The organism is Flaviaestuariibacter terrae, assembly GCF_054777635.1.
Window position 1 is genome coordinate 1,228,726 of sequence record NZ_BAAHAL010000006.1, and the last position, 23,332, is coordinate 1,252,057.

General features: G+C 59.1%; 25 protein-coding genes. 6 read left to right on the plus strand and 19 right to left on the minus strand.

The genetic code is table 11. The annotated features are described in order from the left end of the window. Positions 1-68: 68 nt before the first annotated feature. Both ACYU7Z_RS06050 and ACYU7Z_RS06055 read right to left on the minus strand, forming a co-directional pair. On the minus strand, positions 69-512 hold the full coding sequence (locus ACYU7Z_RS06050) for a septal ring lytic transglycosylase RlpA family protein (protein ID WP_460568411.1): 444 nt from the start codon (positions 510-512) through the stop codon (positions 69-71). Positions 513-519: 7 nt separating this feature from the next. Then, on the minus strand, positions 520-2,172 hold the full coding sequence (locus ACYU7Z_RS06055; protein ID WP_460568413.1) for a L,D-transpeptidase family protein: 1,653 nt from the start codon (positions 2,170-2,172) through the stop codon (positions 520-522). A 217-nt stretch (positions 2,173-2,389) separates the two neighbouring features. Between ACYU7Z_RS06055 and ACYU7Z_RS06060 the strand changes: the two genes are divergently transcribed. Next, complete coding sequence (locus ACYU7Z_RS06060) at positions 2,390-2,935, plus strand: M15 family metallopeptidase (RefSeq protein WP_460568415.1); 546 nt, start codon at positions 2,390-2,392, stop codon at positions 2,933-2,935. 31 nt (positions 2,936-2,966) lie between these two features. On the opposite strand, the gene ACYU7Z_RS06065 is transcribed toward ACYU7Z_RS06060, so the two are convergent. The 10 genes from ACYU7Z_RS06065 to ACYU7Z_RS06110 all read right to left on the minus strand — a co-directional run bounded on the left by ACYU7Z_RS06065 (position 2,967) and on the right by ACYU7Z_RS06110 (position 12,817). Continuing rightward, a complete protein-coding gene (locus tag ACYU7Z_RS06065; protein WP_460568417.1) occupies positions 2,967-3,263 on the minus strand; it encodes a thiamine-binding protein in 297 nt (98 codons plus the stop codon). Then, the gene (locus tag ACYU7Z_RS06070) at positions 3,263-4,258 is read right to left on the minus strand and encodes a chorismate synthase (protein ID WP_460568419.1); all 996 of its coding nucleotides are present in this window, start codon (positions 4,256-4,258) and stop codon (positions 3,263-3,265) included. Before ACYU7Z_RS06070 ends, ACYU7Z_RS06065 begins: the two co-directional genes overlap by 1 nt. Further along, on the minus strand, positions 4,255-5,577 hold the full coding sequence (aroA, locus tag ACYU7Z_RS06075; RefSeq protein ID WP_460568421.1) for a 3-phosphoshikimate 1-carboxyvinyltransferase: 1,323 nt from the start codon (positions 5,575-5,577) through the stop codon (positions 4,255-4,257). Before aroA ends, ACYU7Z_RS06070 begins: the two co-directional genes overlap by 4 nt. After that, the gene (gene aroB, locus ACYU7Z_RS06080; protein ID WP_460568423.1) at positions 5,577-6,581 is read right to left on the minus strand and encodes a 3-dehydroquinate synthase; all 1,005 of its coding nucleotides are present in this window, start codon (positions 6,579-6,581) and stop codon (positions 5,577-5,579) included. The genes aroA and aroB overlap by 1 nt, the downstream gene beginning before the upstream one ends. After that, positions 6,581-7,648 (minus strand): chorismate mutase, encoded by a 1,068-nt coding sequence (locus ACYU7Z_RS06085; RefSeq protein WP_460568425.1) that lies wholly within the window; start codon positions 7,646-7,648, stop codon positions 6,581-6,583. Before ACYU7Z_RS06085 ends, aroB begins: the two co-directional genes overlap by 1 nt. A gap of 46 nt (positions 7,649-7,694) precedes the next feature. Next, positions 7,695-8,534: a prephenate dehydrogenase gene (locus tag ACYU7Z_RS06090; RefSeq protein ID WP_460568427.1), complete on the minus strand. Its 840-nt coding sequence runs from the start codon at positions 8,532-8,534 to the stop codon at positions 7,695-7,697. Beyond that, a complete protein-coding gene (locus ACYU7Z_RS06095; RefSeq protein WP_460568429.1) occupies positions 8,531-9,706 on the minus strand; it encodes a pyridoxal phosphate-dependent aminotransferase in 1,176 nt (391 codons plus the stop codon). Before ACYU7Z_RS06095 ends, ACYU7Z_RS06090 begins: the two co-directional genes overlap by 4 nt. Then, a complete protein-coding gene (locus ACYU7Z_RS06100; RefSeq protein ID WP_460568431.1) occupies positions 9,703-10,527 on the minus strand; it encodes a prephenate dehydratase in 825 nt (274 codons plus the stop codon). The genes ACYU7Z_RS06095 and ACYU7Z_RS06100 overlap by 4 nt, the downstream gene beginning before the upstream one ends. A 190-nt stretch (positions 10,528-10,717) precedes the next feature. Then, on the minus strand, positions 10,718-12,388 hold the full coding sequence (locus tag ACYU7Z_RS06105) for a DEAD/DEAH box helicase (protein ID WP_460568433.1): 1,671 nt from the start codon (positions 12,386-12,388) through the stop codon (positions 10,718-10,720). 231 nt (positions 12,389-12,619) lie between these two features. Continuing rightward, the gene (locus tag ACYU7Z_RS06110; RefSeq protein ID WP_460568435.1) at positions 12,620-12,817 is read right to left on the minus strand and encodes a hypothetical protein; all 198 of its coding nucleotides are present in this window, start codon (positions 12,815-12,817) and stop codon (positions 12,620-12,622) included. Positions 12,818-13,040: 223 nt separating this feature from the next. On the opposite strand from ACYU7Z_RS06110, the gene ACYU7Z_RS06115 reads away from it, so the two are divergent. Together ACYU7Z_RS06115 and ACYU7Z_RS06120 are read left to right on the plus strand one after the other, a co-directional pair. Further along, a complete protein-coding gene (locus tag ACYU7Z_RS06115; RefSeq protein WP_460568437.1) occupies positions 13,041-13,604 on the plus strand; it encodes an RNA polymerase sigma factor in 564 nt (187 codons plus the stop codon). Further along, complete coding sequence (locus ACYU7Z_RS06120; RefSeq protein WP_460568439.1) at positions 13,604-14,734, plus strand: S1C family serine protease; 1,131 nt, start codon at positions 13,604-13,606, stop codon at positions 14,732-14,734. Before ACYU7Z_RS06115 ends, ACYU7Z_RS06120 begins: the two co-directional genes overlap by 1 nt. Before the next feature lie 124 nt (positions 14,735-14,858). Here ACYU7Z_RS06120 and ACYU7Z_RS06125 read toward each other — a convergent pair whose 3' ends face one another. Then, on the minus strand, positions 14,859-15,773 hold the full coding sequence (locus ACYU7Z_RS06125) for a glycosyltransferase family protein (protein ID WP_460568441.1): 915 nt from the start codon (positions 15,771-15,773) through the stop codon (positions 14,859-14,861). 42 nt (positions 15,774-15,815) lie between these two features. On the opposite strand from ACYU7Z_RS06125, the gene ACYU7Z_RS06130 reads away from it, so the two are divergent. After that, complete coding sequence (locus ACYU7Z_RS06130; RefSeq protein WP_460568443.1) at positions 15,816-16,742, plus strand: 1-aminocyclopropane-1-carboxylate deaminase/D-cysteine desulfhydrase; 927 nt, start codon at positions 15,816-15,818, stop codon at positions 16,740-16,742. 32 nt (positions 16,743-16,774) lie between these two features. Then, positions 16,775-17,539 carry a hypothetical protein gene (locus ACYU7Z_RS06135; protein ID WP_460568445.1) on the plus strand — a complete coding sequence of 255 codons (765 nt, stop codon included), beginning with the start codon at positions 16,775-16,777 and terminating at the stop codon, positions 17,537-17,539. A 42-nt stretch (positions 17,540-17,581) separates the two neighbouring features. Here ACYU7Z_RS06135 and lipB read toward each other — a convergent pair whose 3' ends face one another. Continuing rightward, a complete protein-coding gene (lipB, locus tag ACYU7Z_RS06140) occupies positions 17,582-18,301 on the minus strand; it encodes a lipoyl(octanoyl) transferase LipB (RefSeq protein ID WP_460568447.1) in 720 nt (239 codons plus the stop codon). A 151-nt stretch (positions 18,302-18,452) separates the two neighbouring features. Between lipB and ACYU7Z_RS06145 the strand changes: the two genes are divergently transcribed. Beyond that, on the plus strand, positions 18,453-19,517 hold the full coding sequence (locus tag ACYU7Z_RS06145) for an RluA family pseudouridine synthase (protein ID WP_460568449.1): 1,065 nt from the start codon (positions 18,453-18,455) through the stop codon (positions 19,515-19,517). A gap of 114 nt (positions 19,518-19,631) precedes the next feature. On the opposite strand, the gene ACYU7Z_RS06150 is transcribed toward ACYU7Z_RS06145, so the two are convergent. The 5 genes from ACYU7Z_RS06150 to ACYU7Z_RS06170 form a co-directional block, all read right to left on the minus strand. Then, the gene (locus ACYU7Z_RS06150) at positions 19,632-20,573 is read right to left on the minus strand and encodes a hypothetical protein (protein WP_460568451.1); all 942 of its coding nucleotides are present in this window, start codon (positions 20,571-20,573) and stop codon (positions 19,632-19,634) included. Continuing rightward, positions 20,570-21,154 carry a peptide deformylase gene (def, locus tag ACYU7Z_RS06155; RefSeq protein WP_460568453.1) on the minus strand — a complete coding sequence of 195 codons (585 nt, stop codon included), beginning with the start codon at positions 21,152-21,154 and terminating at the stop codon, positions 20,570-20,572. The genes ACYU7Z_RS06150 and def overlap by 4 nt, the downstream gene beginning before the upstream one ends. A gap of 122 nt (positions 21,155-21,276) precedes the next feature. Continuing rightward, positions 21,277-21,690: a RuvX/YqgF family protein gene (gene ruvX, locus ACYU7Z_RS06160; RefSeq protein ID WP_460568455.1), complete on the minus strand. Its 414-nt coding sequence runs from the start codon at positions 21,688-21,690 to the stop codon at positions 21,277-21,279. A 98-nt stretch (positions 21,691-21,788) separates the two neighbouring features. Continuing rightward, positions 21,789-22,703, minus strand: a complete 915-nt coding sequence (locus tag ACYU7Z_RS06165) for a UbiA prenyltransferase family protein (RefSeq protein WP_460568457.1) — start codon at positions 22,701-22,703, stop codon at positions 21,789-21,791. 84 nt (positions 22,704-22,787) lie between these two features. Beyond that, positions 22,788-23,327 (minus strand): RNA methyltransferase, encoded by a 540-nt coding sequence (locus ACYU7Z_RS06170; RefSeq protein ID WP_460568459.1) that lies wholly within the window; start codon positions 23,325-23,327, stop codon positions 22,788-22,790. Positions 23,328-23,332 lie beyond the last annotated feature (5 nt).

A 23,332-nucleotide genomic window follows, 5' to 3' on the forward strand; every position in this document is an offset into this window, starting at 1 on the left:
TTTGACGGGAACAAAAATAACGGGTCAGGACAGAAATCGAGAATTTATTTATGCAGGCAAAAGGCGCGTCAATTGGCTCTTCGAACCAGTATTTCCACCTTCACCTGTGTAAGACCGTGGCCAACATAGCCAAGGCGTTGCGCAGCCACCCGGCTCAGATCGACTACGCGCGGATTTTTGGGATGCAGGCGGTCGTTGACCTGCACGATGATCACGCGCTTGTTGCGCAGGTTGGTAATCCGCAGCCAGGTGCCGAGCGGAACGCGGTTGCAGGCGGCTGACACCTTGCTGCTCGAGTAGCGCTCGCCGTTAGCGGTCAGGCGCCCGTTGAACTTTTCGGCATAATAGCTCGCGATGCCGTACATCGGCTTCAGATCGGATACGCGAAGGCCGGGAGCCGCTTCCTGCCCCTGGGTGTCGGTTTCCGTTACCGAGGCTGGTATAGCGTCCTGGGCGGCGCCGGGCGACCGGAAGGCCAGGAACACAAAGAGGCACAGAATAAGGTAGCGCATAAGCAGTTTATTTACGAGTCAGGTAAGCCTGCCGAAGCCGGCGGTCTTCTCCATAGATGTCTTCATAAAACAGCAGCTTTCCTTCGCGGCACACGGCCGTGAAGTAGCGCAGGTACACCGGCATCGGTCGGCGCAGCGGCACGTACTGGCGCTTTTTCTGCGCCAGCCAGCTATCCAGCGAGTCGAGGCGTACGGGCTTTGCCTTCGCCGTCGAGTCGAGCGCCAGCAGTGTTGAATCGCGGCGGAGCAGGTACGTGGCGAGGTCATGCCAGGACTCCACGCGCACACAGCCATGGCTCAGGGCCCGCTTGCTGCGGCCGAAGAAGGAGCGCTGGTTTGTGTCGTGCAGGTACACCGAGTAGTCGTTCGGGAAATTGAACTTCAGCACACCCAGGGCGTTGTCGTCGCCGCTGCCCTGCACCACCTTGTAGGGTATCTCTTTCTTGTATTTGCTCCATTTGACCGTGTAGGGATTCACCTCGTTGCGGTTCTCATCGAGCAGGCTGAAGTTGCGCCGCGCCAGGTAACCGGGATCGCGCTGCAGTGCCGGGAGAATATCCTTGGCGATGATGCTCGGCGGGATCGTCCACTGCGGGTAGGTCATCATGTTGTTGACCGCGCTGATCAACTGCGGCGTGCGCGTTTCCGGCTTGCCCACCACCACCTTGGACGTGAGCGTCACCGAATCGCCGCGAACGACCTGCAGCTGGTACGCCGGAAGGTTCACCCAGATGTATTCGGCCGGCATCGGCGGCAGCTGCTTGTAGCGATCGAGGTTGACGGCGATGATGGCGAACTTATCGGCGTCGGTCATGTTCAGGCGCGTGATGAGCTCGGGGCTGATGCGGCCGTCGGTCTTCAATCCTTTCCGCTTCTGGTAATGACGTACCATCGTGGCCATGGCCAGCGAGTCGGGAAGCGAAGCATCGTAGCGGATCGAGTCTTCGGAAAGACGCTTGCGCAGCTGCTGGCGCAGGCGCAGCGTATCCTTCGGGTTGATGCTTGTATAACTACGGAAGACCGCTTTGGGCAGGAAGGAATCCAGTACCGCACGCAACTCCCAATAGCCATGGTGGGCCGGCTCGAGAGCGCGGGTGAACGAATCGGCGGGTATCGTTCCGAAGCGCGCGGCGACGGTATCGAAGAAGGGCGCGCGCAGGCTGCTGTCGCGGCGGCGCACGGAGTCGGGCTGCAGGCGGCTTACTTTGAGATCGGTGCTGAAGTCAACAAGGGCTGCGGTCAGGTACAGGTCAGTTTGTGCCCAGAGTGCCGCGTCGAGGCGGTTGGCGCGTGCCGTATCGCGGGCCCGCAGCAGCAGCGAATCGATCTGGCGCAGCCCGTAGTCCTGCGGGAAAAGCCCGTAGCGGCGCGCGTCGTGGAGGAGGGTAACCAGGCTGTCGCTCTTCCCCAGCCAAAGCGAGTCGTGCGACCACAGCGGGAGAAATTCTTTTTGCTTGTAGAGGGAAGCCATCGCCGGCACGTTGCGGAACGGAAGCTTTCGGCCGCCCTTGCTGCTGTCGAGGGCATCCTCAAATGCCGACGCGAGGATGTCGGACACGGTGGCCTTCAATTGCTCCGGGCGCTCCACCACCTGCTTTTGATCCAGGCGAATATGCTTGCGCTTCTCCTTACAGGAGGCCACAGCAAGCAACAGGAGCATCCCGAGACATATGCCCGAAATGACGGATATTGGCTTTATGCTCATGAACGGTTCGATTATGCAACGAAACAAAGGGTTGATCCGATGCCTCGTTATGGCCGCGCTGCAGTTAGCAACAATGGTGCCGCTTTCGCAGAGCTGCCGGGCACAAAATATAAGAATTGTCGGGAAAACAAAAATTTACCGGGCGTCTGTCCGGCGCGACAGCACGCAGCGCATGGTGGAACTGCACGCGATCTCTCCTTCAATTGTGTATGACCTGCGCTATGCCAGCGCCAGCAATTTCATGGGTCGCAAGCTGTATGAGCAGGGAACGAACACCTACCTGCGCCTCCTGCCCGCGCGTGCGCTGGCGGCCGTGCAGGACAGCCTCCGTGTGCTTGGATTGGGCGTGAAGATCTTCGATGCCTATCGTCCCTACGCGGTGACGCAACGTATGTGGGAGCTGGTGCACGACGAGCGCTATGTAGCCGACCCGGCCAAGGGTTCCGGTCACAACCGGGGCCTCGCCGTCGACCTGACGCTGGTCAGCCTGCAAAACGGGAAGGAGCTCCCGATGGGCACCGGCTTCGACAACTTCAGCGATAGCGCACACAGCGATTTCAAAAACCTGCCCCCTGCTGTATTGCGCAACCGGGCCCTGTTACGTGCCGTGATGGAACACTTCGGATTTACCGTGCTGCCTACCGAATGGTGGCACTTCTACTGGCCGAACGACCGCAATTACGACGTGCTCGACCTGCCGTTCCGGAAGCTGCATTGATCCATGAATGCGCGTTCGATCAGTAGGATGCTTAGCGGAATTTCTCCGTCTTCTCCTCTCCTGTTATCGGTCCGTCGGCGCGTACCTGCAGCTGGAAGCTGAGGATCCACTCCGCGCAGCCGCGCTGCTGCAGGTGCTCATTCACATCTCGAAAAACAGCCATGACCTCCTCGTAGGTTCCTTCCAGTACCGTGGCAAACGGACCGACCTCGTGCCGGATACCGGATTGCTGGATAATGGCGATGGCTTCGTCGACCCATGCATAGGGATGACGGTCCTGTACGATTGGAAGCAGTTGCAGCGAAGCGTTGACGGTATGACGGTGCATCAGGAAAGTATTCGCGGGATCAGTCCCAGTTGAAGATATAGATCGGCCAAAACACAGGCGGTGACGGCTTCGAGCACGGGCGGCACGCGGAGCGCAATGCACAGATCGTGTCGGCCTTTTACAGAAAACGATTCCACGCTCTCCGTCTCGCGGTTCCAGGATTGCTGCTCCTTCGGTGTCGACGAAGTCGGCTTCACGGCCACGCGGAACAGCAGTTCGTTGCCATTGCTGATGCCGCCCACGACACCACCCGCGTGATTCGTTTTCGTTTGTCCGGCGGCGTTGAGAATTGCGTCGTTGTGGTCGGCGCCAAACATCCGGGCCGCGGCGAAGCCCGTACCGAACTCGATACCCCGGATCGCCGGGATGCTGAACACGGCATGCGCCAGCAGCGACTCCACCGAATCAAAAAAGGGCTCTCCCAGTCCGGCCGGAAGTCCCTGCACGCGGCACTCCACGATGCCGCCGACGGAATCCTTGGCTTCAATGGCGCGCTGCAAGCCGGCCTCGATATCCGCTTCCCCGCCGACCTCCCGGATCGTTGCTTCGATGCGGAGCCCTAGGAGGAGCTTTTTCGCCACAACGCCGGCGGCCACGAGGCACACCGTGAGGCGCCCGCTGAAGTGGCCGCCACCGCGGTAGTCTTCAAAGCCGCCGAATTTCTGCGACGCCACCAGGTCGGCATGCCCGGGACGCGGAAAGGCCCGGATCTTTTCGTAATCCGCCGACCGGGTATTGCTGTTGGGAAAGATCATGGTGAGCGGCGCACCCGTTGTGCGGTCGTTGAAGAGACCGCTGAGGAACTGCGGGCGGTCCTCTTCCTGCCGCGGCGTGGTGCCCTTCTGCTGACCGCCCTTGCGGCGCTCGAGGTCGGTGTCGAAATCACCGGCAACGAGTGGAAGGCCCGCCGGGAGCCCATCAAGCGTAATGCCCACAGCGGGCCCATGCGATTCGCCAAAGATGGATAGACGGAAAAGGAGGCCGGATTGATTCATGAGGTGGATTGACCGGTTAAAGATACAGCGGCACCGAGTTGCTGCAGGTGCTGCCAGAACTGCGGGTAGGATTTGCCCACGGCCTCCGCGCCGCTGATGGTTACCGGCCCATTGGCGCGCAGGGCGGCTACGGCAAGTGCCATCGCAATTCGGTGATCGTGTCGTGCCGATACGTTGCCGCCGCGCAAGGGGCCGCCGCCGCGGATGATCATGAGATCGTCCTGTAGTTCTACGGTCAATCCCAGCTTGCCGAATTCTTCCTGCAAGGTGAGACCCCGGTTGCTTTCCTTGTGGGCAAGACGCGATACGCCTTCGATCACGGAAGTACCGTCGCAATAGGCGGCAAGCGCCACGAGCGGCGGGAAAAGGTCGGGGCAGTCGGTGGCGTTGAAATGAAAGGGTGCCCATCCCCTGCCCTTTCCAACAGGGAGAGGGTCTAGCCCGATACTAATGCCATCCTCCCGGATACTGAGCGGGACGCCCGTTTGCATCAATGCCTGAAGAACAGCCTTGTCGGCCTGCTCCGAAAAAACATCGAGGCCTGTCACCTCGAGCTTTCCCGCAATGGCGCCGGCAACCAGGCCAAAGGCGGCCCCGCTCCAATCGCCTTCCACCGTATAATCGAGCCTGCCTGTATCGGCCCGCTGTGCGGATGGACCAAACACGAAGGCTTCATAGTTTTCATTGCGCGGCAGCGCCATCCCGAAGCGGCGCATCAGCTCGATGGTCAGGTCGACATAGGGCTTGCTTTTGAGATTTGCTACGCGGATCGTTGCCCCGTGCTGTGCCGCGGCCGAAAAGGCCATCAGCAGGCCGGTAAGGTATTGCGACGATTGCGATCCGTCGATCTGCAGGTCACCGGGGCGAAGCGGGCCGCGAACGGTGATGGGGATATGACCGCCGCTGAGTTGCACCGTCACGCCCAGCTGCGGCAACACTTCCTGGAAGAAGTGCATCGGGCGCCCGGCAAGGCTTCCGCTCCCGCTGAGGGTGATGGTTGTGCCGGCGAGCGCGGCGATGGGTGTGAACATCCGCATCGACAGACCGCTTTCACCGCAATCGATCACAGTGCCTTCGTCCGCGCGCGGAAAGCCTTCCGGCGAAACGATCGACAGCTCCTCACCCCTAGCGACAACCGTTGCGCCGAGCGCCGCTATGATGCGCAGGGCCGCGGCATCGTCTTCGGAGCGGCCGGGATTTCGCAAAACGGTTTCGCCTTTCCGCAGCAATGCGGCGGCGCAGGCACGCTGCATGGCGCTTTTCGAGGCTGGCGGGGTATACCGGCCGGATACAGAGGAAGGAGAAACGGTCGCGTCCATTACAGTAGTTCTTCGATTTCAGTAAACGTTATCTCTTCGGTGACAGCCTTGCCTATTTTTTGAAGCAGCACGAAGCGAATGCTGTCGCCGGATTTCTTTTTGTCTTTGCGAAGCACGGGAAGCACTTTTTCCTTCTTGTAAATAGCTTCGGTCGGAAGTCCGTATTGCTCCAGCAGCGCGACAACACGGTCTGCTTCGCGGAACTTGGTTCGCTGCTCTGAAAGCCGCGCCGCAAACGCCATCCCGATGGAGATCGCCTCGCCGTGGGTCAGCTCGTACTGGTTTTCAAGCGCATGCCCGAGCGTGTGGCCGAAGTTGAGCAGGCGGCGCTCGCCCTGTTCTGTTTCGTCGGAAACGACAATCCGTGTTTTCAGCAGGGCATTCCGCTCCACGAGCTCCGCAAGCGCAACCTTGTTCTTCTGGTAAAAGCGCAGGCTGCCGCCTTCCAGCTCGGCAAACAAGCCGGCATCCCTGATGGCCGCATGCTTGATGATCTCCGCAAAGCCCGACTGCCACTCTCCCTCCGGGAGCGTTTTCAGCAAGCTGTAATCGTGCAGCAGGAAAGCCGGCTGGCGGATCGTGCCGACCATATTTTTATATACCCCAACATCGATGCCGTTCTTGCCACCGATCGAGGCATCTACCAGCGCCAGCAGTGTCGTGGGCACAAAGCCGCAGCGGATACCCCGTAGAAATACGGATGCGATATAGCCCGCCATGTCGGTAATGACGCCGCCGCCCATACCCACGAGGGTCCAGCCGCGGTCGGCGCCGAGCTCGAGCAGCTGCCCGATGACAGAATCCACCGTCGCCTGGATCTTGTAGGCTTCACCCGGATTGAGCACGATGGTATTCCAGCCTTTCAGCTTTTTTCCATGTGCCCCGAATACGTTTTCATCGGTGAGCACAACGGATCGCTTCGGGTCGGCAAGCTCTTTCAGCGCCTTCAGCGATCCGTCGAAGTGATAGTCTACCCGGGCATTGCCGATCTTGAAAGTGGTCATCAGCTGTTGAAAATTTTGTTCTGGTGGTTGATGCTTTCCATATGCACCGCGTCGAGGTAGCGGGTGATGAATTCCTGGCTGAGGCCGTGGCGCTCGCCCTTGCGGATGGCGCGCTCCAGGATCTCATTCCAGCGGCGCGTTTGCAGAATGGTGATGTTCTGCTCCTTCTTGTACTGCCCGATCTTGTCGGCGATCTTCATCCGCTGCCCGAGCAGCTGCATCAGCTCGTCGTCGAGCTGGTTGATCTGCTGGCGAAGGCGGTCGAGCACGGCATGCGCCTCCTCGTTACCCACTTCCTCCTTGCGCCAGATGATGCTGGCGAGCAGGTCGTTGAGCACCTCGGGGGTGATCTGCTGCTTGGCGTCGCTCCAGGCGTTATCCGGGTCGATATGGCTTTCGATCATGAGACCGTCGTAGTCGAGGTCAATGGCTTCCTGCGCCACTTCGAGCAAGATGTCGCGGCGGCCGCAGATATGCGACGGGTCGTTAATGAGGAGCAGCTCCGGGTTGCGGCGCTTCATCTCGATGGCGAGGTGCCACATCGGGGCGTTGCGAAACTCGGTGTTGCCGTAGGAGGAAAAGCCGCGGTGAATCAGCCCGATCTCCTCCACGCCGGCCTTGGCAACGCGCTCAACGGCACCCGTCCAGAGCTCGAGATCCGGGTTGATTGGATTCTTTACGAGCACCGGAACCTTTACGCCGCGGAGGGCATCGGCCACTTCCTGCACGCTGAAGGGATTTACGGTGGTACGCGCGCCGATCCAGAGCACATCGACGTCGAAGTGCAGCGCGTCTTCTACCTGCTTGCCCGTGGCAACTTCCACGGCCGTGGGCAGGCCGGTTTCTTTTTTAGCGGCCTGCAGCCAGGGAAGTCCCTTGGTGCCGACGCCCTCGAAGGACCCGGGACGGGTTCGCGGCTTCCAGATGCCGGCGCGGAGCAGGTCGACCTTGCCGGTGGCGGCCAGGCGGCGCGCCGTTTCGAGCACCTGCTCTTCGGTCTCGGCGCTGCAGGGTCCGCTAATGATGAGCGGGCGCTTGTTGCGGATGGTGTCCAGTACGTTTTTCATACGATTCGTTTTGCCGGCAGCGCGAAAGTAAGGGGCTGCCGGAGTGTTAATGAATAATGCGTTTGATGCCGTTGGCCTGCTCGATCAGCTCGAACAGGTATTCGTAATTTTCTTTTTCCAGGCAGGCCTTGAACTTCCGCAGTTGGCTGATATGCTCGTTGAGCACGTCGAGCACGTTGTCGCGGTTCTGGCGGAAGATGGGCACCCACATCGCGGGGTTGCTTTTGGCGAGGCGCACGGTACTTTCAAAGCCGCCCGAGGCCAGCTCGAAGATGGCCTGCTCCGCGCGCTCCTTCTCCAGCACTGTATTGGCAAGGGCGAAGGAAGTGATGTGCGAGATATGGCTGATATAGGCTACATGCACATCGTGGTCGCGGCCGTTCATATAGATAATATGCATCCCGAGCGCACGGTGAATGCCTTCCACCTTGGCCAGCGCATCAGCGTCTGACACCTCGCGGTCGCAGATGACGGCGGCCTTGCCCACAAACCCATTGGGTACCGCTGCCGACGGCCCGCTGTACTCGGTGCCCCACATCGGGTGTGCTGCGACAAAGCGTCCGCGGCGATGATGCCCCGATACGGCGTTCAGCACCGATTCCTTGGTCGAGCCCGCATCGAACACCACCTGCCGCTCCACGCGGTCCAACACAAGCGGGAGCAGCTGAACGAGCGCATCCACCGGCACCGCCAGCAGGACCACGTCGGCCGCATCGACGGCCGGCCCGAGCGGCAGCACTTCGTCTACAAGCCCGAGCCGCAGCGCCTCGGCGGCATGCCCCGCATTCGCTTCCACGCCGATAACACGACCGGCGAGGCCTTTTTCTTTCAGTGTCAGCGCCATTGAGCCGCCGATCAAACCGATCCCGATCACGGCCAGCGTCATAGCTTCTCATTTTTCAGGTAAATAGAAATACGGTCGATCGCCTCGCGGAAGCGCTCTTCGGGGCTGCACAGGCTCACGCGCACGTAGCCATCACCCTCGCTGCCGAAGATCCCGCCGGGCGTGATGAATACCCGCGCACTCCGCAGTACGGCGTCGCTGAGCGCGTAGCCGCTCTCCCAGGTTGCCGGCACACGTGCCCACACGAAAAGGCCGGCCTGCGTGCGGTCGTAGTCGCAGCCGAGCCCATCGAGCAGCTCGTACACAAGCTCCCTGCGGGCGCGGTATACCGCGTTGACCGATTCGTACCAGTTGCTGCCGAGACCGAGCGCGGCAACAGCCGCCGCCTGCAGCGGGGCAAACATCCCGCTGTCCATATTGCTCTTGAAGCGCAGCACTTCTTCGATACGTGCTGCAGCGCCGCACAGCACGCCGATGCGCCAGCCCGCCATATTGTGCGACTTGCTCAGGGAGTTGAGCTCGATGCAGCAGTCTTTGGCTCCTTCGGTGGCAAGGAGGCTTTGCGGGCGCTCGTTAAGGATAAAGCTGTAGGGGTTGTCGTGGCAGATAAGGATGTTGTGACGCTTGCCGAAGGCAACCAGCTTTTCGAAGAGGCCTTCCGACGGCAGCTTCCCCGTGGGCATGTGCGGGTAATTCACCCACATGAGCTTCACACGCGACAGGTCGCGGGACTCGAGCGCTGCAAAATCGGGCTCCCAGCCGCCGGCCTCCGTGAGCGGGTAATCGATGCAGGCAGCACCGGCCAGCTCCACCGCGCTTCGATACGTGGGATAACCCGGGTTGGGTACAAGCGCCTCGTCGCCGGGCCCGAGGTAGGTCATGCACACATGAAGAATTCCTTCCTTTGAGCCGATGAGCGGCAGTATTTCTACGGACGGATCCAGCGAAACTCCGTAGCAGCGATCGTACCAGGCGGCAAAGGCGTTGCGGAGGGCCGGGATACCCTTATAACCCTGGTAGCCGTGAACACCGGGCCGCTCGCTTTCGGCCTGCAGCGTGGCGATGACGTCGGGGTGCGGCGCGCCGTCGGGCGAGCCGATGCCCAGGTTGAGCACGGGGGCGCCCACCCGGTTGAGATCTTCGATCTCCCGGAGCTTGCGCGAGAAATAGTATTCCCCGATTCCGTCGAGGCGCGGAGCGGTGCGGATGTTCATGGCTTGCGTCCGTTTTTATAGATTCCAAATACGCGCAGGTCCCGGGTGATGGGACGCAGGCGGTCGAGCAGGTCTTCGAGGGGGGCGCCGGGGCTGTACTCCAGGTCGGCGTGAAAGGTGTATTCCCAGTCGGGACCGGGTATGGGAAAGCTTTGGAGCTTGCTCAGGTTGATGCGGGCCTCGGCGATGAGCGTCAGCACCTGTGCGAGCGCGCCGCGCTTGTGAGGAGTACCGAAGGAGATCGAGGCTTTGTTGGCGCGGCCCGCGGTGGCCGGCGCGGGCTGCAGCACGAGGAAGCGGGTGTAGTTATACGGATCGGAGTGGATATCGGGCACGAGCACTTCGAGCCCGAAGAGCTCGGCGGCCAGCGCGCCGGCAACGGCCGCCGCATGGCGGTTGTGGTGCTGCTGGAGCCGGCGCGCGCTGAGCGCGGTGTCTTCCGTTTCCACCAGCTTCCAGCCCCGCGGCGCCAGGAAGTCGCTGCACTGCTGCAGCGCCATCGGGTGCGAGTGCACCTCGCGGATATCTGCGAGCGTCACACCGGGGTTCACCAGCAGGTGCTGACGGATGGGCAGGTATACCTCACCACAGACAAACAGCTTGCTTCGCTGCAGCAGTCCGTAGTTGGGCAGGATGCTGCCGGCGATGGAGTTTTCAATCGCCATCAGTGCAGCGGTTGCAGCGCCGCTTTCCACGGCCTCGACCACCGCCCGGAACGTGGCGCAGGGCAGCACCGCGACATCGTCGCCGAAGTACTGGCGGGCCGCCACCTGGTGAAAGCTGCCCTCGAAACCCTGTATGGATATGTTCCCTGTTGCCATAAAAAAATAAGGTCCCGGCTAGTTGCCGGGACCTTTTATGATGTGTTTACGTTGTTCTGTATTGCTGCATCAACAAAGCTTACCCGGCTCCTGTTTGGAGTAATAAAAGGTAAACCAGCGATATGCGTTTGTTGCGATCATCTCTTTCAAATATAGATAATTTCCGGAATCCCCGATCGGGCAGCCGAAATTACTTCCGGAAGGAATCTGCCTCGTTCATGCGGATGCGGCGGCCCTTGAACTTCTTGCCGTCGATGGCCCGCATCATCTGCTGTGCTACACTCTGGTCCACTTCCAGCCAGGTGTTGAGCTCCTTTAGGTCGATGCGGCCAAGCACATCTTTCGGGAGGTCGCACATATCGAGGATGAACTGGAGGAAGGAAGCCTTGTAGAAACCGTCTTTCGTACCGAGGTTGACAAAGAGCTTCACCATATTGCCCGAAGAAGGCTGGTGCTTGCCTCCCTTGCGCTCGGCGCGAGAATCGGGCGTGCGCTCACGACGGTCGTCGCGGCGGTCGGCCTGGCGCAGGTTGAGGTCTTCCGCATTTTCATAGTAGCGGAGGAAGCGGTCGAACTCGAGGGCAGCAACGCGCTGGAGCACTTCTTCCTTGCTGATGTCGGCGAACTTTTCTTCCAGCATCGGGATATAGGTAGCGTAATCGCCGTGGCTGATGTCGGTGCCAAGGAGCTTGTCCATAAAGAAGAAGAACTGCTTGCGGCAAACGTCCTTTCCCGTGGGGATCTCCACCTTGTGGAAGGGCACCTGTACAAGGCGCTCGATCTGCTTGATCTTGAAAGCCTCGCGCATATGTACGATCGAGAGGCAGACACCGGTTTTGCCGGCGCGGCCCGTACGGCCCGAGCGGTGGGTGTATACTTCCACGTCGTCGGGGAGCTCGTAGTTGATCACGTGGGTGATGCCCGATACGTCGATACCGCGGGCGGCCACATCGGTGGCGATGAGGAGCTGCAGCGTTTTCTCGCGGAACTCGTCCATCACCTTATCGCGCTGCGACTGCGAGAGGTCGCCGTGCAGGGCGTCGATGTCGTAGCCCTCGCGGGTGAGCTTCTCGGCGATTTCCTGGGCGTCGGCCTTCGTGCGGGTGAAGATGATGCCGTACATCCCGGGGTTGAAGTCGATGATCCGCTTCAGCGTCTCGTAGCGGTGGTGTGCCGTGGTGACGCAGAACTGGTGGTCGATATTCTTGTTGGCAGTGTTCTTCTTGCCCACCGTGATCTCGAAGGGCTCTTTCATGTAGCGCTGGGTGACGCGGCGGATCTCCGGCGGCATGGTGGCGCTGAACAGCCAGGTGGCGTTGCGCTTGGGGGTATTCTTGAGGATGAACTCGATGTCTTCCTGGAAGCCCATCGACAGCATTTCATCGGCTTCGTCGAGCACCACGTACTGGATCTCTTCCAGGTTGATGGCTTTGCGCTCGATCAGGTCGATGAGGCGGCCGGGGGTGGCCACCACGATCTGGACGCCGCGGCGGATGTCGCGGATCTGCTGGCTGATGGAGGTGCCGCCGTATACGGCCACCACGTTCACGCCTTTGAGGTGCTTTTTGAAGATCTCCACCTCGTTCACGATCTGCATGCAGAGCTCACGGGTGGGGCAGACCACGAGGGCCTGGGGATTTTTCTGGGCTGCGTCGATGAGCTGCAGCAGGGGAAGGCCGAAGGCGGCTGTTTTGCCGGTTCCGGTCTGGGCGAGGCCGATGAGGTCCTTAGTGCCGGAAAGCAGCACCGGGATCGCTTTTTCCTGAATCGAAGTAGGCTGGGTAAAGCCGAGGTCGCGCACAGCGCTCAGCAGTTCTTCGCGCAGGCCAAGGGCGTCGAACGTAATTGTAGATTCTGTCATGAAGCTGCAAAGGTACCGCTAAAGAATATCGAATATCGAATATTGAACAAGGAATATCGGAAGGGGAAGCCAATTTTAAAGCGGAAAGCCCCCGTTTCCCGGGTTATTGCCGTGATTTGGATCCGAACGGGGGTACATCAAAAAGCCTCCCTGAAAAGGGAGGCCGTTCGATTGCTTGCCATATGAATAAAACGATCAATTCGTTATTGCGGGCAAGCGCGCACTGATAAATTAGTGCTTGGTAGTGTCCGTACCCTCTTTGTGGGTAGTGTCGGTGGTAACCTCAGTCGTCTTAACTACCTGGGTAGTATCAGGAGCCTGGGGCGTAACTACAGTCGTAGTGTCTTTTGTTTCAGTCGTCTTGCTTTCGTTGCTCGAGCAGGAAACCAGGGCGGCAGCAACTACGGCTGCGAGGAAGAACTTTTTCATGATGTTGTTTTTGTTTTTAATGGTTATTGAATTTATAGATCCAATAGTTTTCAGCTTCTTTGTGGCTTGTTGAGGGCCGGACCGGAAACCTGATTTTCGTCAGGAAGGCCGGTTTGTAAGCATTAATACCCGGATTGAAAAAAGGTAACCCCGCTTCCGGAAAATATTTTTTAACGCCCCTACCGGGTTACTATTTTTAATTTTTGGAATTAAAACAGGATTAGTGAAGGCAGTGCAGAACGAAACGACCCTCCTCCAGGGACTGGCCCGGAACGACCGGAAAGCGATCGAAACGATCTACCGCGACAATTATGGTATGGTCCAGGCACTGGTGGTCAACAACAGCGGATCCGCCGACGATGCCAAAGACATCTTCCAGGAAGCCCTGCTGGTGCTTTATGAAAAGGTGAAAGAAGGCTCGTTCGAGCTTCATTGCCAGCTGAAGACCTACCTCTACTCGGTGAGCCGCCGCCTCTGGCTGAAGCGCCTCGTGCAGCAGAACCGCTTTGTGATCGGCGAGGCGCATGCCGAAACGGTACCCGTAGAGGAAGAGCTCGAGAGCCACGAGCAGCGCAACCAGGAGTTCGAGCTCATGGAGCGGGCACTTGGGGGTCTTGGCGAACCATGCCGGAGCCTGCTGGAGGCCTTTTACCTCCAGAAAAAGGGGATGCAGGATATCGCGGCCGCCTTTGGCTACACTAATGCCGACAATGCCAAGAACCAGAAATACAAATGCCTGGTGCGGCTGAAGAAACTCTTCTTTTCGCAGTATAAAAACGACGTGTGATGGATGACCTAAATTTACTCGAAGCTGTGGAGCGTTATATCAACGGGCAGATGAGCCCCGATGAGCGTGTGTGGTTTGAAGGCCTGCGCAAGTCGAACCCCGAGATCGACCAGCTCGTGGTGGAGCACACCTATTTCCTGCAGCAGTTTCACCGGTTCGATGAAACCCGCAACCTGAAGGCCCGTCTCAACGAGATCCATCTTGACCTTGCCGAGGCCGGCGCCATCGAAAGCCCCCGCCTGCAGGGCCGCGCCCGTATTGCCTACCTCTTTAACCGCTACAAGCGCACGGCGGCCATCGCGGCCTCCATCGCGGGCGTTACCGCCGTGGCCATCTCCGCCCTCCTCTGGTCGGTATCGCCCGTTAAGACGGCCACCCGCGACGTGGAAGATCTGAGCCGCAAGATCGACAACATTCAAAAGCACAACCGCGAGCAGGATAACGAGATCCGCAGTGTAAAGACTGCCGTAAGCAACAGCCTGCCGGTGGAGGCGCCGGTCGATCCCATCGTATATAAAACCGGGGGGACAGGCTTCCTGGTCGACGTAAAAGGCCTCGTCGTGACGAGTGCGCATGTAGTGAAAGGCGCCCGCAACATCGCCGTGCAGAACAACAACGGCACCGAGTATGTAGCCCGCGTCGTCTTTTCCGACGAAGCCCGCGACCTTGCCATCCTCAAGATCGACGACCGCTCCTATAAGGCACCGACTGCTCTCCCCTATGCCCTGCGCAAATCGGGAACCGAGATCGCCGAGCCCGTCTTTACGCTGGGTTTCCCGCGCAACGACATCGTGTACGGCGAAGGTTACCTGGCAGCCCGAACGGGCTATAACGGCGACACGCTTTCCTGCCAGATCAATATCGCCGCCAACCCGGGCAACTCCGGTGGTCCAATCCTGAACCACAATGGCGAGGTGATCGGCGTGCTGCGCCAGCGCCAGACCTCCGCCGAAGGCGTAGTATTCGCCACCCAGTCGAAATATATCTACCAGGCACTGGCCCAACTTGCCAAAACCGATACTTCCTTCCAGCGCGTAAAGGCGCCGGCATCCTCCTCCCTTCGCGGCCTCGGCCGGCAGCAGCAGGTGAAACGGATGCAGGAGTTTGTGTATATGGTGAAGGTGAGCTGAAGAATGGCCAACATCGAGTTAACAAAGAAGCCGCATCTACGATGCGGCTTCTTTGATATCAATGCTTAATGTTCAACGCTGAACGACTTAAAAATTGAATATTGAGCATTGAGTATTGAATATTTTACAGCGCTACGTTCCAGAGGTTGTCGGGATAGGCCTTGCTCTCCACCTGCTTCTGGATGTTCTCGGTAACAACGGGTGCGTCTTCCTTATAAGTTACGCCAAACCATTGGGCCGATGTCTCAAGCACCTTGATCACACCGCGGCCGCTCTTGATAAACTGGTCGCAGGAATACGGGATTAGGAATTCGGCCTTGGGGTCCTGGCCCTGCTGGTCGAGGAACTTCCTGAATTCTTCCTGGAGGAAGGGAAAGAGCGACGGGTGAAAGCACCAGAAGTTCATCGAGGCGCGGGTATTCTCGTCGAGGGGCAGGAAGGAGCCGTCGGGCTCTTCGGATACCATCGCCCCGTCTTTGCGGTAGATCTTGAGGCGCTCGTTGATGGCCACCAGATTTCCTTCGGCATCCACCTGGCAAACGCCGCGGCTCACGGAGCCGTTCTCCGAAAGGGTCTTGCTTAGCTGGTAACCCACCAGCGCATAGGTGCGCTCGTTACACTCGTTTTGCAGGAACTGCGATGCCTTCTCGAAACCGTCCTCGCCGTAGAAGTCGTCGGCATTGATCACCGCAAAGGGGCCGCTGACGGCCGTTTGGGCGCAGAGGATGGCGTGCGAGGTTCCCCAGGGCTTCTTGCGGTCGGCGGGTGCCGTGAAGCCTTCGGGCAGGTACGAGTCCATGTCCTGGAATACGTATTCGGTTTCGATGCGACCCTTGAGCTTGGGCTCGAAAATATGCTTGAAGTCGTCCGCGAAGTCGCGGCGGATGATAAAGACCACTTTGCCGAAGCCCGCGCGGATGGCGTCGAAAATGGAATAATCCATGATCGTTTCGCCGCTGGGGCCGAATTGCTGGATCTGCTTCATACTGCCGTAGCGCGAGGCCATGCCCGCCGCCATGATCACAAGAGTAGGTTTCATCTGTATGCTTGATTATTCGTGTTCAAAACAAATCGGGAGCGAATGTACTACATTCACGCCCCACGCATGATGGAGCTGCCGCTTTCCCATATCCGCGCCGAGCCCGTAAAAAATCTGTACCAACCCTACGGCCTGCACGTCGATGTGCTGCGGCTGGATGAGCTCCACCCCATCGTATCGGGCAACAAATGGTTCAAGCTGAGGCCCTGGCTCGAGCGGGCGCTTGCGGAGCGGAAGCGCGGCCTGCTCACCTTCGGCGGCCCCTGGAGCAACCACCTGCTGGCAACGGCCGAAGCCTGCCGTGGCGCCGGTATCGAAGCGGTCGGTATTGTTCGGGGCGAGGAGCCGGCCACGCCTTCGGCCACACTCATCGATGCCGCGGCGCGCGGGATGCGCCTCTTCTACAGCGACCGCGCCGGTTACCGCGCCGGCCTGGTTCCGGGTGCGGCGCTTGCGGAGCTGGATCCGGATGCGTACCTGCTGGTGCCCGAAGGTGGCTACGGACCGGAAGGCCGCAGCGGCGCCGCGCGGATCGCATCCGTCGTCGATTGGGAACAATACAGCCACGTGCTGGCCGCCGTTGGAACAGGCACGACGCTGGCGGGCCTTGTTGCCGCCTCGGCGCAGGGCCAGCAGTGCATCGGCATTTCGGTACTGAAGAACAACCATTCGCTGCAGGGAGCCATCGAGGCCTTGCTAACGCCCGGGCAGGCCGCGCGCTTCACGCTGCTGCACGACTACCACGAGGGCGGCTATGCGCGCTCCACTCCTGCCCTGCTGCAGTTCATGAACGACTGGTACGAGGCCACCGGCATCCCTTCCGACTTTGTGTATACGGGCAAGCTGTTTTACGCCGCCGACTGCCTCATCCGCAGCGGCAGCTTCGAGCCGGGCAGCCGGGTCCTGTTGCTGCACAGCGGCGGGTTGCAGGGCAATCGATCCCTGCCTCCGGGAACGTTAATATTCTGACCGATTGCCGCTGCCCTTCTATATTTGCAACGATGCGTTTTTTTGACCTGAGGACGAATAAATCACTGCTCCTTTTTCTCCTGCTCCTTCTCGCCGGCTCGGGCGCTGCCCATGCGCAGGACACGCTGCCGCGGTTTACGGTGCGCGATGCCCGCAACAACCGCATCATCGTAAGCTGGGTCAACCCCTTCCCGAATATTGCGCAGCTCACCATCCAGCGCGGCTTCGACAGCATCGGCCCGTTCAAGACGATCCTTACCGTGGCTGACGCGAAGTCGGTACAGAATGGCTTTACCGATACGAAGGCTCCGAATGACCATATGTGGTACCGCCTGTTTTACGCGATGGAAGGCGGCTCCTATTTTTTCACGAAAGCAAAGCGACCCGATACAAGCCGCGTGGCGCTCCCGCCTGCAGCCCAGCGCCCGCCGTCAGTGCCCGGAGTTGTCGTGCCGAAAGACTCGGTGCAGGGACTTCCCCGCGACTCGGCGCGCAGCGTTCCGCGCGATTCGGTACGCGTGAAGCCGCCGGTGGTACGGAAGCCCGAGTGGGTTCCGTCGGTTTTCGTATTTACCAACAACGAGGGATATGTGCAGCTGCGCCTCCCCGATGCAGCCGACAAGAACTATAGTGTCAAATTCTTCGAAGACAATACGCTGCTCTTTGAGATCAGGAATGTCAAGGAAAAACTGATCCTCTTCGACAAGAGCAACTTCTACCACTCCGGCTGGTTCTTCTTTGAGTTGTACAACGACGACAAGCTCGTGGAGCGAAACAAATTCTACCTGCGGCCGTAGGACCCGCTTTGCATGCGTTCGAAATTGTTCCGGCGCTGACGGTTATTCTTCAACGAGTTCAACGTCGAAGACCTTGCAGAAGCTCTGTTTCAACCGTTCCTTTACTTCCGCCATCGGGACTTCGTGGCCGAGCTCCTCTTTGATCGAGGTGACCTTCTTGTTGACAATGCCGCAGGGGATGATGTGGTTGAAGTAGGACAGGTCGGTGTTGACGTTGAGGGCAAAGCCGTGCATGGTGACCCAGCGGCTGCAGCGCACGCCCATGGCGCAGATCTTCCGCTCCTGGCCCTTTACCTCGGCATCGATCCATACACCGGTTTCCCCCGCCGAGCGGCCGGCGCTGATGCCATAGCCGCCGAGCGTATCGATGATGACGTCTTCCAGCGCGCGCAGGTATTTGCCGATATCGGTATAGAACTTCTCGAGGTCGAGGATGGGATAGCCCACTACCTGGTCGGGGCCGTGAAAGGTGATGTCGCCGCCCCGGTTGGTCTGGAAAAACTCGATACCCTTTTCGGAGCGCTGCTGCTCGTCGATCAGCACGTGCTCCATCTTCCCACTCTTCCCGAGCGTATATACCGGCGGATGCTCCACGAAGAGCAGGTGGTGCTTCGTGGGAAGCGTCGCCGGGTCGATGGGCCCGGTCGACTGGTGTACGACGGCCTTGATGGCCAGTGCTTCCTGCAGGAGCTGCTCCTGGTAGGCCCAGGCGTCCTGGTAGCCCATATGGCCGAGGTCGCGTAAGATAACGGGTTGTTTCATCGGGGCAAAGATCGTTAAACGTGAATCGTCAAGCGTGAATGCATTCCTGTTTTCCCTTTCCCCGGCTTCCGAAGGCCGCTTGCCCCTGGAAGGGTCCGGGCGATGGGTGTTTGACGATTCACGATTCGCGAATCACGATATTTGCGGGCTGATGAACATCGACGAAACAAACATCCCGGAAGCCGCCGACGCCAGCGATGAGCTCTATGAGCGATTTACCTACCTGATCGACAAGGGCCAGGAGCCGCTGCGTATCGACAAATTCCTGATGGGCCGCATCGAGGGTGCCACGCGCAACAAGCTGCAGCGGGGCATCAACGCGGGGATGGTGCTGGTGAACGGCAAGGCCGTGAAGCAGAACTACAAGATCAAGCCCCTCGACCAGATCGTCGTGTACTCCGACATGACGCCCGAAAGCACCGACGTCGTACCCGAGAAGATGGATCTCAACATCCTGCACGAGGATGCCGACATCATGATTATCAACAAGCCCGCGGGCATGGTCGTGCACCCCGGCTCGGGCAACTACAGCGGCACCCTGCTCAACGGCATATCCTATTACCTGAAGCAGCAAAACCCCGGCCTCGACGAAAGCGTGCTCCCCCGCTTCGGGCTCGTGCACCGCATCGACAAGAATACAAGCGGCCTCCTGGTGCTTGCGAAGAACGACGCCGCCATGCGGCACCTCGCAAAGCAGTTCTTCGACCACACGGTGAAGCGCCATTACCGCGCCCTCGTGTGGGGCAATATGGAGCAGGAGGAAGGCACCATTGTAGCACACGTCGGCCGCAACCTTCGCTACCGCAAGCTGTTTGAAGCTTACCCCGAAGGCGATCACGGCAAAGATGCCATCACCCACTATAAGGTGCTTGAGCGCTTCAACTATGTAACGCTGGTGGAATGCGTGCTCGAAACCGGGCGTACGCACCAGATCCGTGTGCACATGAAATACATCGGCCACACGCTCTTTAACGACGACACCTATGGCGGCGACCGCATCCTGAAGGGAACGATCTATACCAAGTACAAGCAGTTCGTCGAAAACTGCTTTGCCCTCTGCCCGCGGCAGGCCCTGCATGCAAAAACCCTCGGCTTCAAGCATCCCCGTACCGGCGAAGACATGTTCTTCGAAACCGAGTTGCCGGAAGACATGGCGGCCGTAATCGAGAAGTGGCGGAAGTATGCGAAGGGGATGCAGGAGGACCTCACCCCCTGACCCCCTCTCCGCTGCGGAGAGGGGATAGAGAAACCCGATGCTTTCGGCATCGGGTTTCTCTATTTCAGGAGGTTCGTCCCCCCTCTCCGTCCCGGAGAGGGGCCGGGGGTGAGGTCAGGGAATTTTGAAATCATGCAGCGTGGCATTGAACACACCCCGCTCGCGGCCCTTGAACATGAGGTACCAGTTGCCGCGGTAGCTCAGGGTATAGGGCACCACGTAGGGGCCTACCTTGATCATTTCCACCTTCATGTGCACATCGAAGTCGTAAACGCCGGCATCGTAGCTAAGGTCATAGGTGCGGCCCACGATCTCCATTGTTTTCTGGTTGAACCAGGTCGTGATGTTGTCGAACACGATGTCGCCACGCTCCGACTTCCTGAGGTCGTCGCGGCGCACGATGCGGAACACGTAGCAGTCGATCCCGTTGATGGAGGAAGACGTATCGATCGAATAGGTGTAGTTCTTCGCCACCGACTCATCGAACACATCCAGCTTGTTGCCGATAAAAGGAATGCCGGGGATCTTCTGACCGGGGTTGAAGAAAAGCATCTTGAGCTGCTCCTTGTTCTTGTCGAGGCCCTTCTTGCCGTGTACGTCGTGCTCGCTGCCGGCAACGATGTTGGTTTCGCCGCAAACCTTACCGTGCGTGAAGAAGAAGGCGTCGTAGAGCTGCGCGGTGTAGTAGTTGTAATTGCGGTCGTTGTCGTAGAAGTCGCCCGTGACCTGCTCTTCGAGCACATCCATCGTGCGGCAGGAGGCGTCACGGTTCTGCCGCGTCTTGCTCCGCAGGCTCGCTTCGGAGCGCCCCTTCTTGTCGAACAATTCGATGTAGTTCTCGGCCGTATAACCCAGGATATGCAGGTTCTTGAACGCCTTGTAGTACGAGGAGTCGGTGCGGATGCGCTGGAGGAAGCGCGGCACGTTGAGGTCGCTGCGGATCACCACCTCGCTCAGCGTCACCATGCGGCGCACGGCCTCCACATCGCTTGTGTCGGTCTGGGCCGCAGCGCGGAGCGAGAGAAGGATCGTTACGGCAAGGAGGTAGTGCTTCATTTCTTGGGAAACAGCATTTTGTAATCGGTACGGATGGCGCCGCGCGAGATGTCGTCGAGCTTGCGCTTCATCAGCTTGCGCTTCAGCGGCGACAGGTGGTCGATAAAGAGCTTCCCGTCGATATGATCGTATTCGTGGAGGATGATGCGGCCCGTAACGCCGTTGAACGTGCGCTCCTGCGGCTGTAAGTGCTCGTCGAGGTAGCGGATCGTTACTTCCTCGGCACGGTAAATATCCTCGCGGATGCGCGGGATGGAAAGGCAGCCTTCGTTGTAGGCCCAGTCGTCACCCGCTTCTTCCACGATATGCGCATTGAGAAAGACGCCCTTGTAGCCCGGCGCGTCCGGGTAATCGTCCTCATCGTCTTCCTCCTGGTTGGCAAAGATCTGCTCGGAATCCACCACGAAGAGACGAAGCCCGCGGTTGATCTGCGGCGCGGCGAGACCGACGCCATTGGAGGCGTACATCGTTTCCCACATATCGGCAATCAGCTTGTCGAGATCGGGATACGCAGACGGATCAATATCTTCAGCCACCTGGCGCAATATCGGGTGACCATAAGCTACAATAGGAAGAATCATGGCGCAAAGATAATCTGCTATTGTGCTAATCTGCCAGTCTGCTAATGCCGCGATGCGGAAAGGATGCCAAATGCGGGCGTTCGGGTCACTGCGCCCGATCCGCGACCGGGAGATCCGGGGTACTAGGATTTATGTTGCAGGTACTCCTGCAGAATGATGGTTGCCGCCACTTCATCAATGAGGCCCTTCTGCTCGCGGCGCTTCTTTTTGAGCCCCATCTGCGAAATTGCCTGCGACGCCATTTTGGATGTGTACCGCTCATCGACCTCGCGGATGGGCGTCGCCGGAAACTGCTTCTGGAAGAGCGTGATGAATTTGCGCACCGCGCCGGTGATATGCGTGTCGGAGTCGTCCCAGTTGGTCGGCATGCCGATGAGCACGAGCTCCACGTCCTCTTTTTTGAGATAGTCTTTCAGAAACGGCAGCAGCTTCTGCGTCTCGATCGTCATGAGGCCCGTTGCGATGATCTGCAGCGGGTCGGTGACGGCGAGACCGGTACGTTTACCACCATAGTCGATTGCGAGGATTCGGGGCATGAGAGAAGTTTGTGCTTTGTAGTTTGTGGTTTGCTTTAGTTCGCTACCAAAACGGGCAGCTCCCGTTCCTACAACAAACCACAAACTACAAACGGTTGTTAATGTACGAACAGGTCGGCGATGACGAAAGCCGCAAATACTACCGATGCGATCCCGTTGGCCGTCATGAACGCGATATTGACGCGGCGGAGGTCGGTGGGCTTTACGATGGAATGCTGGTATACGAGCATACCGCCGAATACGAGCACGCCGATCCAATAAAGCCATCCGAAGTGCCCGAACCTGCCGGCAGCGACCACGCAGGCGGCCGAAAGCAGGTGGAGGAACTCGGAGATCCGGAGCGCCCGGGCCTTACCGACAGCGGCAGGTATCGAATAAAGCTGTTGCGATGTGTCGAAGTCCACATCCTGCATGGCATAGATGATGTCGAAGCCGCTCACCCAGAAGATGACCGCGAAGGAAAACAGCAGGGGCAGCCAGTGAAAATAGCCCGTAACGGCGAGCCAGGCGCCGATGGGCGCCAGCGAAAGCCCGACGCCCAGCACAAGGTGGCAGAGCGGTGTAAAGCGCTTCGTGTAGCTATAACCCAGCACCACGGCGAGCGCCACGAGCGACAGGTAAAAACAAATTCGGTTGATGAAAAAGGTGCAGGCGATGAACAGCACACAGCAGGCGATGGTGAAGGCGAGGGCATTCTCCGGGCTGATGATGCCTTTGGGGATCTCGCGAATGGCGGTACGCGGGTTCTTTTCGTCGAAGCGCCGGTCGATATAGCGGTTGAAGGCCATGGCCGCCGAGCGGGCGAAGACCATGCAAAGTATGACCAGAAGGAACTTCACGACGATTTCCCTCCAGAATCCCTCAGGGTAAATGGTCGTATGCCATCCCGGAATTACCGATGTGGCGAGATCAAGTCGCATCAGCGCGAGGAAAAACCCGATCAGCGCAAAGGGCATCGCGAAGATGGTGTGGGAGAACTTGATGAGGGAGAGATAGTTTTTGACTGTTGTCATCGTAATAATATGTTCAATGGTCAACGCTCAATCCTCAATATTCAAGTACAATCCCCTCCTTGAGAATTGAACATTGAACATTGATTATTGAAAATTTTTCAAATGCTGCCGGACGAGCTCCCAAAGCACCACCCCTGCCGCAGTAGCCACATTCAGCGAGTGCTTCATCCCCAGTTGCGGGATCTCGATACAGCCGTCGCACTGCGCGATGGTCGTTTGCTCCACGCCCGTCACCTCGTTGCCGAAGACGACGGCGACCTTCTCCCCTGCCGCTACCGAAACGTCCTGCAGCATCCGGCTGCCTTCGGCCTGCTCGACCGCATAAATACGGTAGCCCTGCGCGCGGAGGTCGGCCAGGGCTTCCTCCACCGGCCGGAAATGCTTCCAGGCTACGGTGTCTTCAGCGCCGAGGGCCGTCTTGCGGATCTCCTTATGCGGCGGGAAGGCGGTGTAGCCCACGAGGTACAGCGCTTCGAGGCGAAAGGCGTCGCAGGTGCGAAAGAGCGAGCCGACATTATAGGCGCTCCGCACGTTTTCCAGCACGGCGATGACGGGCAGCTTTTCGGCGGCCTTGAATTCGTCGACGGAGAGGCGGTCCAGTTCTTCGGTGGAAAGCTTGCGCATTGCGG